General features: G+C 68.0%; 15 protein-coding genes. 12 read left to right on the top strand and 3 right to left on the bottom strand.

The window, feature by feature from the left end:
- Positions 1–105 precede the first annotated feature (105 nt).
- A complete protein-coding gene (locus CXQ91_RS03195) occupies positions 106–1,236 on the top strand; it encodes a helix-turn-helix transcriptional regulator (protein ID WP_104172831.1) in 1,131 nt (376 codons plus the stop codon).
- Positions 1,237–1,275: 39 nt separating this feature from the next.
- Here CXQ91_RS03195 and CXQ91_RS03190 read toward each other — a convergent pair whose 3' ends face one another.
- The gene (locus tag CXQ91_RS03190) at positions 1,276–1,542 is read right to left on the bottom strand and encodes a MoaD/ThiS family protein (protein ID WP_104172485.1); all 267 of its coding nucleotides are present in this window, start codon (positions 1,540–1,542) and stop codon (positions 1,276–1,278) included.
- Positions 1,543–1,546: 4 nt separating this feature from the next.
- A complete protein-coding gene (moaA, locus tag CXQ91_RS03185; protein ID WP_181038756.1) occupies positions 1,547–2,683 on the bottom strand; it encodes a GTP 3',8-cyclase MoaA in 1,137 nt (378 codons plus the stop codon).
- Positions 2,684–2,814: 131 nt separating this feature from the next.
- Between moaA and CXQ91_RS03180 the strand changes: the two genes are divergently transcribed.
- The 9 genes from CXQ91_RS03180 to CXQ91_RS03140 all read left to right on the top strand — a co-directional run bounded on the left by CXQ91_RS03180 (position 2,815) and on the right by CXQ91_RS03140 (position 10,668).
- On the top strand, positions 2,815–3,558 hold the full coding sequence (locus CXQ91_RS03180; protein WP_104172483.1) for a response regulator transcription factor: 744 nt from the start codon (positions 2,815–2,817) through the stop codon (positions 3,556–3,558).
- Entirely contained in the window at positions 3,545–4,816 is a 1,272-nt protein-coding gene (locus CXQ91_RS03175) for a cell wall metabolism sensor histidine kinase WalK (RefSeq protein WP_104172482.1), read from the top strand. Before CXQ91_RS03180 ends, CXQ91_RS03175 begins: the two co-directional genes overlap by 14 nt.
- A 157-nt stretch (positions 4,817–4,973) precedes the next feature.
- Positions 4,974–6,485: a molybdopterin-dependent oxidoreductase gene (locus CXQ91_RS03170; protein ID WP_258073832.1), complete on the top strand. Its 1,512-nt coding sequence runs from the start codon at positions 4,974–4,976 to the stop codon at positions 6,483–6,485.
- Between the two features lie 90 nt (positions 6,486–6,575).
- Positions 6,576–7,853 (top strand): gephyrin-like molybdotransferase Glp, encoded by a 1,278-nt coding sequence (gene glp / locus CXQ91_RS03165; RefSeq protein ID WP_104172481.1) that lies wholly within the window; start codon positions 6,576–6,578, stop codon positions 7,851–7,853.
- The gene (moaC, locus tag CXQ91_RS03160; protein WP_104172480.1) at positions 7,841–8,335 is read left to right on the top strand and encodes a cyclic pyranopterin monophosphate synthase MoaC; all 495 of its coding nucleotides are present in this window, start codon (positions 7,841–7,843) and stop codon (positions 8,333–8,335) included. The genes glp and moaC overlap by 13 nt, the downstream gene beginning before the upstream one ends.
- Entirely contained in the window at positions 8,332–8,856 is a 525-nt protein-coding gene (locus CXQ91_RS03155) for a MogA/MoaB family molybdenum cofactor biosynthesis protein (protein WP_104172479.1), read from the top strand. Before moaC ends, CXQ91_RS03155 begins: the two co-directional genes overlap by 4 nt.
- On the top strand, positions 8,846–9,349 hold the full coding sequence (locus tag CXQ91_RS03150) for a molybdenum cofactor biosynthesis protein MoaE (RefSeq protein ID WP_258073808.1): 504 nt from the start codon (positions 8,846–8,848) through the stop codon (positions 9,347–9,349). The genes CXQ91_RS03155 and CXQ91_RS03150 overlap by 11 nt, the downstream gene beginning before the upstream one ends.
- A gap of 72 nt (positions 9,350–9,421) precedes the next feature.
- On the top strand, positions 9,422–10,180 hold the full coding sequence (gene dapB / locus CXQ91_RS03145) for a 4-hydroxy-tetrahydrodipicolinate reductase (RefSeq protein ID WP_104172478.1): 759 nt from the start codon (positions 9,422–9,424) through the stop codon (positions 10,178–10,180).
- A 5-nt stretch (positions 10,181–10,185) separates the two neighbouring features.
- Entirely contained in the window at positions 10,186–10,668 is a 483-nt protein-coding gene (locus tag CXQ91_RS03140; protein WP_104172477.1) for a hypothetical protein, read from the top strand.
- On the opposite strand, the gene CXQ91_RS03135 is transcribed toward CXQ91_RS03140, so the two are convergent.
- Entirely contained in the window at positions 10,665–11,900 is a 1,236-nt protein-coding gene (locus CXQ91_RS03135) for a heparan-alpha-glucosaminide N-acetyltransferase domain-containing protein (protein WP_104172476.1), read from the bottom strand. The genes CXQ91_RS03140 and CXQ91_RS03135 overlap by 4 nt on opposite strands.
- A 67-nt stretch (positions 11,901–11,967) precedes the next feature.
- Here CXQ91_RS03135 and CXQ91_RS03130 point away from each other — a divergent pair, with 67 nt between their 5' ends.
- Positions 11,968–12,300, top strand: coding sequence for a hypothetical protein (locus tag CXQ91_RS03130; RefSeq protein WP_104172475.1), 333 nt, complete (start codon positions 11,968–11,970; stop codon positions 12,298–12,300).
- An 86-nt stretch (positions 12,301–12,386) separates the two neighbouring features.
- Positions 12,387–13,295 (top strand): 4-hydroxy-tetrahydrodipicolinate synthase, encoded by a 909-nt coding sequence (gene dapA, locus CXQ91_RS03125; protein WP_104172474.1) that lies wholly within the window; start codon positions 12,387–12,389, stop codon positions 13,293–13,295.
- Positions 13,296–13,298: the final 3 nt, after the last annotated feature.

Genomic DNA, 13,298 nt, shown 5'->3' with positions numbered 1-13,298 from the left:
GTCCGGTGAGCACGGGGTATCCCAGAAATCTGGGGCGGACCAGTCCAAACGCCTGTTCGGCGGAGTGCCGGGCCATACTGTTTCCATGACCACATGTCGGGTTCCATGACCACGCGTTGGGCGCTGAGCCGGAGCCTGGAACGGATCGGTCACCTGTGCGGCGGCTCCATGGAGGACCATGAAATGCGAGCGGCAGTACTCGCCGAGCTGGGCAGCGTTGTTCCGTTCAGTTGGTTTGCGTGGCCCCTGGCTGATCCCGGGACCTGCACCGGCATGTCGCCCATGGCCCGCATTCCCTGTCCCGAAGAACTGCCCGCCCTGATCAAATTGAAGTACCTGACGGAAGCCGGCCGCTGGACATCGCTCCTGAGTAGCGGCTCCCAAGCCGTCACCCTGCAGGCGGCAACCGGCGGTAACCCGGCCCTCAGCCCGTTGTGGGACGGCATCCTCCGCCGGTATGAGGTGACCGACGTGCTTTTCACGGTGTTCGGCGACAAATACGGCTGCTGGGGCTGGCTTGACCTGTGGCGGTCCGGTGACGGGGGACTCTTCACTGACACTGAATCCACATACCTGGCGACGGCGGCACCAGTCATTGCGGCCGGCTTGCGGCGGAGCCGGGCCGCGCAGATGAGGCGGGACGCCCGGCTGAGGCGCGGCGCGCGGCAGCCGGAAGTTGAGGAAGGACGTCCCCGGCGCGGCCTGCCCGGACAGGCAGTGCTAACGCTGGACGCCGGACTCGGAATAACCGGCCGGAGCGCCTCCGCAGCCGACTGGATCAGCCTGCTGCAGCCGGGACCCTCCCCTTACGAATCCGTCCCGGCCGAGGTTTTCAACGTCGCCGCGCAGCTGCTGGCCCGCGAGGCCGGGGTTGATGCCCACGAGGCATCGGCCCGGGTGCCCATCGGTTTCGGCCAGTGGGCTGTGCTCAGGTCATTCCGGATGGACGTGGGGAAGGACGGCGAAGCGCCGCTCGCCGTGACCATCCAGGAATGCCCTGCGGCCGAGAGGCTGGAGGTGTTTGCCCGGTGCTTTGGCCTGACGCCGAGGCAGCGCAGCCTGCTCGGCCTGGCCGCCAGCGGACTGGACACTGCCGCGATGGCGGCTGCCCTTGGCATCAGCCACTACACGGTGCAGGACCAGTTCAAAGCGGTTTTTGCCGCGTGCGGCGTCCGGAGCAGGAACGCACTGTTGGCCCTGGCGCTCGGGACGGAGACCGTCGCGCCGTCGGCATGAAGGGCTGGCCGGCGGAATCCCGGCCGGGCGGCAAACTGCCTAGCCGCCGGCAAACGGCGGCAGCACGTCCACCACGTCGTCCGGGCCAAGGACCACCGACCGGTCGCGGACAGCCACTTCGTTCAACAGGAAACTGCTTCGCGAAAGCAGCCGTGCAAGCGGAGGCGTCCCAGCGGGCGGAACCGGCCGGTCGACGTCGAGCACTGCGCTCAACAGTGCCTCCACCGTGGAGCCGGCGGGGAGCTCGAAGCGTTCCTCTTCGACCCCTGCTGCGGCGCGTGCGGCAGCGAAGTAACGTACGTTCAAGTTTTCAGCCTCCGATGGCGCTCATGCTGCGGTCCGGCTGGACGAAGTCCGGAGCATCCAAACCGACGTGGTCCATGCCGTGGGCTTTTGGCTTGATCCACATGGCCTCCTGCCAGCGTTCGGCGAGCTGCTGGTCGGTGGCGCCCTCGCGCAGCAGCCCCAGGAGGTCGACTTCCTCGCGTGAGAACAGGCAGCTCATGATCTTGCCTTCCGCTGTGATCCGGGTGCGGCGGCAGTCCGAGCAGAACGGTTCTGTGACGGAGGCGATGATCCCGACGGTTCCCAACACGGGACCGGCGGCTTCGGCGGAACCCGGGACCCGGCGTCGTACTTCGAAGCGTTCGGCCGGGGCGCCGTCGCGGTCCCTCGGATCGGCGCTGAGCACATAGTCGACGGACAGCAGCGCGCGGATTTCCGCCGCGGTGATCATGTTCCGGCGGGTCCAGCCATGGTCGGCGTCGAGCGGCATCTGCTCGATGAAGCGGAGTTCGTAGCCGCGGTCCAGCGCCCACGCCAACAGGGACGGGGACTCGGCGTCGTTGATTCCCCGCATCAGGACGGCGTTAAGTTTCACGGGACCGAGACCCGCGGCCCAGGCGGCGTCCACTCCGGCCAGCACCTTGTCCAGGAACGGGCGGCGGGTCAGCTTGGTGAAAGTCTCTTCGTGCAGGGAATCCAGCGAGACATTGATCCGGGAGAGCCCGGCTGCCTTGAGCCCGGCCGCTTTTTTGTCCAGGCCCACGGCGTTCGTGGTCATGGAGATCGGCAGCTCCGGGTGGGCCTGGCGCAGGGCGGAAATTATGTCGAGCAGGTCAGCCCGGACCAGGGGTTCCCCACCGGTCAGGCGCAGTTCGCGCACCCCCAGCATGTCAACGCCGATCCGAACGATCCGGACGATCTCCTCGGCCGACATCACGGCCTGCTTGGCCAGCCATTCAAGCCCCTCGGCCGGCATGCAGTAGGTGCAGCGCAGGTTGCACTTGTCCGTCAGGGACAGCCTCATGTCCGTGGCACGGCGGCCGTAACGGTCCATCAGGCCGGCCGGCATACCCTCGGGACGCGACGGCAGCGGCAGTGCGGGTACTCCCGGATCGGAACCGGCCCCCTCCCGGGGTTGCGGCATGCCAAGCTGAACACTCATAAATTCAGGCTACGCCACCTTGGTGCAACCATCACGCCTGTGACATCGGCGGATCTTACGGAATCCCTACGGATCGCCACAGCAGGCGGCAAACACGTGTCCGGCCTGGGCCCCGAACCTATGCTGGAGGTGTGAATACGTCCCAGCCCGCCCCGGTCCAGGCCGCGGTCGGAAACCGGCGGATACTCCTCGTCGAAGACGAACAGACCATCGCCGGCGTGGTCCGTGACTACCTTATGCAGGCGGGCTTCCAGGTGGACCTGGCAGCGGACGGATTCACCGCCCTTCGCCTGGCGGCGGAGCGGAACCCCGACCTAGTCCTGCTGGACCGCATGCTGCCTGGCCTGGACGGCGTTGAAGTGTGCCGCAGGCTCCGCCAGACGATGAGCGTTCCCGTCATCATGCTGACGGCCCTGGGAACCGAGGACGACAGGATCCTGGGGCTCGAGGTCGGTGCGGACGACTACATCACCAAGCCCTTTTCGCCCCGCGAACTGGTGCTCCGGGTCCGGTCGGTGCTGCGCCGGAGCGTCCAGGAATTCAGCCCCGAACCTGCGGTGGAGGTTGCCGGCTTCGAGCTCAACCCGGCTGCCCGGACCGTGACGCACCACGGAGCTCCGCTCGCCCTGACCATCCGTGAGTTCGATCTGCTGGCGTTCCTGCTGCGCCGCCCCAACCAGGTGTTCAGCCGGGAGGAACTGATCAAGGCCGTGTGGGGCTGGGATTTCGGGGACCTGTCCACGGTCACCGTCCACGTCCGCCGGCTGCGCGAAAAGATCGAGGCGGATCCCACCCGGCCTGCCCTCCTCAAGACGGTGTGGGGCGTGGGCTACCGGTTCGACACCCCGGACGGAGCCTCCGGTGCAAACCTCTGAGCTCCTCGCCATCGTGGCCTGGGCGCTCCTGTGGGCCGTGGTCATTGGAACCGTGTCGCTGCTCCTGCTCAAGCCACTCCGCAGGACGTCCATCGCCGTGCAGATCTGTATCGTGGTGCTCTCCACTGTGGCCGTACTGACCGCAGGCATGGTCAGCGCGTTCAACGCCATGTTCATTTCAGCCCGGGACCTCGAAGTCATGTGGTACGTCCTGGCCATCGCCTCCGCCGTTGCACTGGCCATCTCCCTGGTCCTCGGAGCACGGGTCTCGCGCAACGCAAAACTGCTCGCCGCCGCGGCACGGAGCATCGGGCGCGGCGAAAGCCCGGGGCTGCCGGCACCGCTCATGAGCTCGGAACTGTCCGAACTCGCGGACGAACTCGAACGCAGCAGCCGCATGCTGGCCGAATCCCGGGAGCGGGAGGCCGCCGTCGAGCGTGCCCGCCGGGAACTCGTCAGCTGGATCTCCCACGACCTCCGCACACCGCTGGCCAGCATGCGGGCCATGGCCGAAGCCCTCGAGGACGGCATGGCCGCAGACGTCCGCGGCTACTACCGCAAGATCATCGGCCAGACGGACCAGATGGCGATCATGGTCAACGACCTCCTGGAACTCTCCAAGATCCAGGCAGGCACCCTGCGTCTCAAAGCCGAGCCGCTGGACCTCTACGACCTCGCCAGCGACGCCATCGCCGACCTCGCGCCGCTCGCCGCCCGCCGGCAGATCACGCTCGACGGCGGCGGCCTCCGGGAGTGCCTCGCCCTGGCGGACGGCCCCTCGCTGGGCCGCGCGGTCCGCAACGTGGTGCTGAACGCCATTCTCTACAGCAAGCCCGGCTCTGCCGTGACCGTGGAAGTCGGCAGGGACGGGAAGGAGTCGCTGGTTTCCGTGACGGACGGCTGCGGCGGAATCGCTCCGGAAGACATCGGGCACCTCTTCGACACCGGATGGCAGAAGAACCCGTCGCGCAGCCGCTCCGGCGCTGCCAGCCTTGCCGGGCCGGAGCCCGGACGGGATCCCGAAGCGGCCCGGGATCCGGAGATGGCAGGATACAGCGGCGCCGGGATCGGGCTCAGCATGGTGGCGGGGATCGTCCGGGCCCATGAGGGCAGCGTGACGGTTGAGAATGTCGACGGCGGCTGCCGGTTCTCCCTTCGCCTCCCCGCCCAGGATCCGGCTGGCCCGGCCGACGCCGCGCGCAGGAGTGCGCATACCACCAGGGACGCACCGGTCGCGGAGGTGCCCCGTGGGCTTTGATCTCCAAGGAAAGGCGTCCGTTGGCGCGGCCGCCACTCGACCCGGCACCGCCGGCACTCCCGGCCGGTGGGCGGCCGCCGCAGGAGTCGTGGCCGTGGCCGCGGGGGTGGTGGTCGGCGAACTCGTCGCTGCCCTCGTCAGCCCGGCGCTTTCGCCCATGACAGGTGTGGGGGGTGCCGTCATCGACGCTGTACCGCCAGCCGTCAAGGACTGGGCGGTCGCAGTGTTCGGCACCGCTGACAAGTTGGCGCTGCTCGTCGGCATGGGACTGGCCATTGCCGCGCTGGCTGCGCTGGCCGGCCTCCTGGAGTGGCGGCGACGCTTTACCGGGTTTGCAGTCATCGGCATCTTTGGTGTGGTGGGGCTGGTGGCTGTCCTTGGCCGCGCCCAGGTGACCGGCAACGCCATTGCGTTGCCACTGCTTGCCGCCGGAACAGGAATCCTGGTGCTGCGCTGGCTGATGTCGCGACTCCGGGACTGGTCGACGTCGACAACTGCGAGGGAGCGTCCCGCACCGGCCGCCGCACCGGCCACGGCACCGATCGCGGGAGGTGCCGCCGGACCAGACGCCGGACCAGACGCCGGACCAGACGCCGGACCCGACCGGCGCCGGTTCCTCCAGGCATTGGGCGGGGGAGCCGTCGTCGCGACCGTTGGCGGAGCCCTAGCTGCAGGGCTGCGCGGAGCGGCTGCAGGTGTCAGTGAAATCCGGAGCAAACTTGCCTTGCCGTCCGCTGCTTCCCCGGCTTCGCCGGTTCCGGCCGGGGCTGAGCTGAGGCTGGACGGCATGGATCCGCTGGTGACGCCCAACCGCGACTTCTACCGGATCGACACAGCCCTCACTGTTCCTGCGGTGGATCCGGACGCCTGGGTCCTCAGGGTCACGGGCATGGTGGAACGGGAAATCGAACTGGATTTCGCCACGCTGCTGGCAAAACCCATGACCGAACGCCACGTGACCATCGCCTGCGTCTCCAACGAGGTGGGCGGGGACCTCATCGGCAATGCGCTGTGGCTTGGCTGGCCGGTTCGGGAACTGCTGGCCATGGCCGGGCCGACGAGCGGCGCCGACATGGTGCTGTCCCGCAGCAAGGACGGGTGGACGGCCGGAACCCCGCTGGAGGCTCTCACGGACGACCGGGATGCCCTGATCGCCGTGGGCATGAACGGCGAGCCGCTGCCGCTGGAGCACGGCTTCCCGGCGCGGCTCGTCGTTCCCGGCCTGTACGGCTACGTTTCCGCCACCAAATGGCTCACTGAACTCAAAGTGACCCGGTTCGCGGACGACGTCGGCTACTGGACGCCCCGCGGCTGGAGTGAGCGCGGGCCCATCAAGACGTCGTCCCGCATTGACGTGCCGCGGGCCGGCCGCGCGGTGCGTGCCGGGACGGTGGCGTTCGGCGGTGTTGCCTGGGCCCAGCACACCGGAATCAGCAAGGTGGAACTCCGCGTCAACCGCGGCGACTGGCAGACGGTGGAGCTTGCTCCCGGCATATCGCGGGACACGTGGTACCAGTGGCAGCTGTCGCTGCCCCTGACGCCCGGGCAGTATGAGATCCAGGTCAGGGCCACGGACCTGAACGGTGTACCGCAGATCGAAGAGCGGTCACAGGTCGCTCCGGACGGCGCTACGGGATTCCACACCATTAGAGTTGACGTGACGCCCTAGCAGGCCCAAGCCCCAGTGGACCGCAAGCCCAGTGCGCCGAACTCGCAATACGCCCGAATTGCAGTAAGCCCGGACCGAGGTAAGGAACGCATGCACCGCACCGACAACAGGCACGTCACCGGCGGCAGTCACGGCAACAGGTCCGGGGACAAAGGCGGCCATCCGGCCCGCACTGTGGCGGCGCACCGCGAGGCCGTACGGGAGCTGCTGGCAGGCCTCTGCGGCCCCGGCCGCACCGAGCAGCTGCCCCTTCTGGAGGCGCTGGGACGCGGGCTGGCGGCGGACATCACTGCTCCCGTGGACCTGCCTCCGTTCGCAAACTCCCAAATGGACGGCTTTGCTGTCCGCAGCACGGACATTCCCGACGTCGGCAGGGAACTCAGGGTGGTGGACCCCATCCCCGCCGGTGCCGTGGCGGCGCCGCTTGAACCGGGCACGGCCGCCCCGATCATGACCGGAGCCATGATTCCCCCCGGGGCTGACGCCGTCGTACCCATCGAGAGGGCCGTTCCCGACTACTTCCCCCGTCCCGGAACCCCTGCGTCCGTCCGGCTGCCGGCAACGGAATCCGGCACCTACGTCCGCGATGCGGGAAGCGACGTCCGGACAGGGGAGCTGGCGCTCGCCGGCGGAACCTTCCTGGGGCCGGGCCAGCTGGGACTCCTGGCAGCGCTCGGCATCACACAGGTCACCGTGAACCGGAACCTTAGGGTGCTCCTCGCCACGACGGGGGACGAAGTGGTGGAGCCCGGCAGGCCGCTGGAACCCGGCAAGATCTACGACGCCAACGGCACCCTCCTGGAAGCCGCGATGCGCCAGGCCGGGCTGGACGTCCTGCGGACCGCGATCTCAACGGACAACCCGGAGGAACTGACAGCACTGCTCCGGCAGCACGCCCCGCGGGTCGACCTGATCGTCACCACAGGAGGCGTCAGCAAGGGCGCCTATGAAGTGGTCCGGCAGGCCACCGCGGAACAGGACGTGGAATTCCTGCATGTGGCCATGCAGCCCGGCGGCCCGCAGGGCATCGGACGGTTCGACGGCGTGCCCTTCGTGGGTTTCCCGGGTAACCCCGTCAGCTGCCTGGTCTCCTTCGAGATGTTCCTCCGCCCGGTCCTCAGCGCGTTGCTGGGCGCACCGGCACCCCGCCCGGCCATCCGGGCCAGGCTGGCGGACCCGTTGGAATCACCCGCGGGGAAACACCAGCTCCGGCGCGGCACCCTCCAACCGGACGGCACGGTCCGGCTGGAAGGCGGCGCAGGCTCGCACCTGGTTCATGCCCTGGCCGGTTCCAACGCCCTGATCCATGTCCCGGTAGGGACATCTGCGCTCGCCGCGGGCGCGGAAGTGGAAGTATGGACGCTGTGAACAATGAAGATAACGCTGCCGGCCTGACGCATCTGCGCCGGGACGGAACAGCGCAGATGGTTGATGTTTCCGGCAAGGCCGAGACCACCCGGGAGGCCACAGCCACCGCCACGGTCCGCACCACAGCCGAGGTGCTGGCACTCCTGGGTGCGGGCGACCTGCCGAAGGGCGATGCCTTGGCGGTGGCCCGCGTGGCCGGGATCATGGCGGCGAAAAAAACACCCGAGCTCATCCCTTTGTGCCATCCGCTGCCCATCTCCAAGGTCACGGTCGACTTTGAACTGGGCAAGGATGCCGTCGCAGTGCTGGCAACCGTCAAGACCCGCGGCGTGACCGGCGTCGAAATGGAGGCGCTCACCGCAGCGTCGGTGGCGGCCCTCAGCGTGTACGACATGATCAAGGCAGTCGACAAGCATGCAGTGTTGACCGACATCAGGGTGCTGGCCAAAAGCGGCGGCAAGAGCGGGGACTGGACAGCATGAGCAGCTTTGGACAGCAGCCGGAACCGCACCGCCACGGAGAGGCCACCGGCCGGAAGGCCGGCGTCGTGATTGCCTCCAACCGGGCAGCGGCGGGCATCTACCGCGACGAAACCGGCCCGGTGATCATTGACTGGCTGACCGAGCACGGGTTCGAAACGTTCCCGGCCATGGTGGTGCCCGACGGCGAACCCGTGGGAGCCGCGCTCCGCGCCTTGCTCACGCAGCGGCCCGCCGTGATCATCACCAGCGGCGGAACCGGGCTCAGCCCCGATGACCTCACCCCCGAAATGACGGTTCCCCTGCTGGACCGCGAAATACCGGGGATCATGGAAGGAATCAGGCAGGCCGGTCTGGCCAAGACGCCCATGGCCATGTTGAGCCGCGGACACGCAGGCGCAGCCGGGCGGACGTTCATCGTCAATCTTCCCGGATCACCCAAGGGCGTCATGGACGGCCTGGGCGTGCTGGATCCGGTCATCGGCCACCTGTGCGACCAGTTGGAGGGAGATCATGGGCACTGAAAAAGGCATGGAAACCGGCACTGCAGCGGGTACGGGCTCCGGATTCGAGATTGTGAATGCGGTGCTGAGCGCGGAACCCATCTCCGTGGCCCAGGCGATTGCCGCGGTGGAATCGGACACGGCGGGTGCCGTGGTCAGCTTCAGCGGCGTGGTGCGGAACCACGACGGCGGGAAGCCGGTTGAGCGGCTCAGTTACAGTGCGCATCCCACCGCCCACCAGGTGATGGCCGACGTCGTCGCGCAGCTGGTGGCCGAACACGCCGGCGACGCTGCCGCCTCCGGCAAAGAGCCGGTACGGATCTGGGCCGCGCACCGGGTGGGCATGCTGGAAATCGGCGACCCCGCCCTGGTGTGCGCGGTGTCCGCGGCACACCGCGGCCAGGCCTTCGAGGTGTGCTCGGAGCTCGTTGACCGGATCAAGGCGCAGGTGCCCATCTGGAAGGAACAGTTCTTCAGCGACGGAACCGTCGAATGGGTCGGGGCCGGCGCCTAGGGAAGGCGGGGCCGGCGGTAACCTGCCGGCCCGGTTCATCCGGGCGGGCGGCCCGACGGTAGGGTTAAGTCCATGACCGAACAACTTGCCGTCGCCGTCCTGGGCGCGAACGGGCGCATGGGCGCCGAGGCCGTGAACGCCGTTGAAGCGGCCGCCGACATGAAGCTCGTAGCGGCCCTCGGACGGGGTGATTCCCTGGATGAGCTGGTCAACGCCGGAGCCCGGGTGGTGGTGGACCTGACCGTCCCCGAAAGCACCGAAGCGAACGTCCGCTTCGCCGTCGAACACGGCATGCACGCCGTCGTCGGCACCACCGGCTGGGACGCCGCCCGGCTCCATGACCTTGAGGAACTGCTTGGCCGGAATGCCGGCATCGGCGTCCTCATCGCCCCCAACTTCGCGCTCGGCTCCGTGCTGGCGTCGGCATTTGCCGCCAAGGCCTCCAAGTACTTCGAGTCGGTGGAAGTCATCGAGCTGCACCACCCGGACAAGGTTGACGCACCGTCGGGCACCGCAGTCCGCACCGCGCAGCTGATCGCGGCTGAACGTGCCGCCGCCGGCATCGGCGCCGGCCCGGACGCCACCACCACCGAACTTGCCGGCGCCCGGGGCTGCGATGTCGACGGCATCCGCGTCCACAGCGTGCGGCTCCGCGGCCTCGTGGCGCACCAGGAAGTCCTCCTCGGCGGACCGGGGGAGCAGCTGACGCTGCGGCACGACTCCTTCAACCGGGCGTCCTTCATGCCGGGCGTGCTGCTGGGAGTGCGCAACATCGCCGGCCACCCAGGGCTGACCGTAGGCCTGGACGGCTACCTGGACCTCGGAGTCTGACGGCCGTGGGTAATGTCCTCGCCGGCCTGAAGAAGAACCGCACCAAGATCTGGGTCGGCGCGGTGACGCTCCTCCTGGTTTTCTACCTCGTGGTGTCCTTCCAGCGTTCCGTGCTGCTCCTCACCGATCCCAATCCGGTGGCCAAGGCCATCGGCGCCGCGTACCTGATCCTGCCCGCCATCGGGGCCTGGGCGTTGGTCCGCGAGCTGCTGTTCGGTGCCAGGACGGAGCAGATGGCCAAGGTCCTCGAGGCCGAAGGCGGCCTGCCCGTCGACAACCTGCAGCGCACACCCGCCGGACGGATCGTGCGGGAATCGGCAGACGCCGAGTTTGAGAAATACCGGATCGAAGCCGAGGAAGCGCCGGATGATTGGCGTTCATGGTTCCGGCTCAGCTGCGCCTACGACGCCGCGGGCGACCGCAAACGCGCCCGGGCATCCATGCGCGACGCCCTGAAGCTGTTCCGCGAGGGCAGCGGCACCGCCTAGCGGATGCCCGCCCGCTGGTACCTGCCAACTTCGCTGGCGGCGTGGGCCACCCACTCGAGCGGCCCCCGCCAGTGGAGCGCCGCAAATGAACCTCCAATGAGGACCGCGGTCAGGGCCTGGGCGGCATATACGCCTTCCTCAGTCCAGCCGACGGGGAGAGGCTGCAGGTACATCGCAGCCACCAGGCTCACATGCGCCGTGTACAGGCTGAGCGTCATGGCGCCGGCACCACGCAGCGGCAGGAGCAGGTCCAGGTTGAGCCATTCACCCAGGCGCCCCAGGAGCAGGCAGGCGCCCACCACGGCAACGGCTACGGCAGACGTGTGCAATAGGTCCAGCGTTGTGCCCGAATGCGGTGCACTTCCCGCCAGCCACCACCACGAGCCCGATTGGTCGACGCCGGCCAGGTTCACCTGCAGCAGGCTGTCCAGCGGGTAGCGGGGGTCAGCCAGTTGCGCCTGCAGTGCGGCCTTGCCGCCCCACTCGTTCATCATCAGCACGCCCAGCCATTTGGCCAGCACGGCCACCACAGTGCCTCCGGCCAGCAGCAGGACCTGCACGGCCATCTTCGTCAGCGCCAGCCGGCCGATCACCAGCCCGATCAGCAGGTAGCTGAGCCACTGCAGGACGGGGTAGTAGCCGGTCAGGAAGATGTCCCCGAGCAGGCGCCCGGGCGTGGCAAGGTCGTCCCAGTTGGGGTTGTGGCGCAGCTGCAGCGGCGGGGAAGCGGCCAGGAGCCACGGCCGCAGCAGGTATGCGAGCACCGGCGAACCTATCACCCAGCCCGCGGCAAAGGCGCAGAGCGGCCTGATGCTGAGGCCGATGAACGGCAGGACACACAGGAACAGCACGGCGTAATGCACCAGGATCACCGCGACGTTGACTTCCAGGCCGCCGAGGAAGAGCCCGACGACGGCGATCACCAGGGCGCGCAGGGCGATGCCGCGGCGGGCACCCCACAACTCCCGGCCTTCCGGCGGCCGCTGTTTTCCGGTGGACAGGGCCAGCCCGATCCCGGCCAGGACGGCAAACAAAGCCGCCGCCCGGCCCGAGAAGGTGAGGCCGATCCAGGTGGGCGTGAGTTGCGGGTCGGCTTCGAACGTGGGGAGCAGGTGGGTGGCCATCATGCCGAGCAGCGCCAGCCCGCGGGCGGCGTCGATCCCGGTGAGTCTCGTCGTCTTGGTGGTGCCTTTGGCGGTCCGCGAGGGAGAAGCAGTGCCACGGGAGGTCATGAGCCGATCGTCTCATATCCTGGCGGAACCCCTTGTGTTCGAATATATGTTCGAATAGGATCGCTGCATGAACAACGCACCAGAACGCGGAACGCCGGCCGGACCGCTCAAGGCGATGAGCCCCGGCGTGGTGGACTACCTCTTCCGCCGGCTGGTCGCCGGCGACCCGGCCGAGGACATTCAGTGGGGCAAGGAAGGTGTGGCGCTGTCAGCCCAGCCGCCCGGCGCGGAACTGGCGCGCAGGCTCTCTGAGTGCGACCTCGAGGCCCTGACGCCCACGGAGCTCTTCCACTACGTCCGCGCCGCCCAGCGGCTCGCTTCGTGGGCGGAGTCGCTCCGGGAGGAAGCCGTCAGCCGCTACTGCGGCACCCCTCCGCCGGGAACCGTGTCAAACCCCTGAAAAGTGACGCCTGAAGGGCCGACTTTGACGATCATCACGCCGCCGCCATTGTCCTAACAAGGCGGGGACAGGGTAACGTTTTTCCTATGGCTGACACTTCCGCGAATATCCCTGCTTTTGGCACCCTCCTGACCGCAATGGTCACGCCGTTCACTGTGGACGGCAAAGTGGACTACCAGCAGGCGGCGGAACTGGCCGTGAAGCTTGTCGACGACGGCTGCGACGGCCTGGTCGTCACCGGAACCACCGGCGAAACCTCCACCCTCACCGACGACGAGAACGTGGGGATGTTCCGTGCGGTGAAGGAAGCTGTCGGCGGCCGTGCAGCGATCATCGCCGGCACCGGAACCAACGACACCGCGCACTCCGTGCATCTTTCCCGGCTGGCAGCCGACGTTGGCGTCGACGGCCTCCTGATCGTCACGCCGTACTACAACAAGCCCAGCCAAGCCGGCGTGCGCGCGCACTTTGAGGCTATCGCCTCCTCCACCGATGTGCCCGTGATGCTCTATGACATCCCCGGCCGTTCTTCAATCCAGATCGCTCCGGAAACCATGATCCGTCTGGCAGCGCACCCGAACATCGTCGCGGTCAAGGACGCCAAGGCCGATTTCGCCGCCGCCACCCGCGTTATGGCAGGGACCGACCTGCTCTTTTACTCCGGCGACGACGGCCTGACCCTGCAGTGGATGGCGCTGGGCGCCGTCGGACTCGTGGGCGTCACCACCCACGTTGCCACCCGCCGGTTCCGCGAGCTGATCGACGCCGTCAACGCGAACGACTTCGGCACCGCCCGGAAGATCAATTTTGAACTCGAACCTGTTATCCGGGCCACGATGACCCGCGTGCAAGGGGCCGTTGCGGCCAAGCAGATTCTTAAATGGCAGGGAGTCCTGCCCAACTCGGTTGTCCGTTTGCCCCTCGTGGAGCCGGACGAAGCCGAGATCGTAACCATCCGCGAGGATTTGGCGGAAGCAGGAATGGTCTTTTCCTGATCG

This window comes from Arthrobacter sp. Y81, assembly GCF_002929335.1.
In the GTDB taxonomy this organism is placed as follows: Bacteria; Actinomycetota; Actinomycetes; order Actinomycetales; family Micrococcaceae; genus Arthrobacter.
The sequence above is the reverse complement of the archived record's forward strand: the minus strand, read 5'-3'. Positions and strand labels throughout refer to the sequence as shown.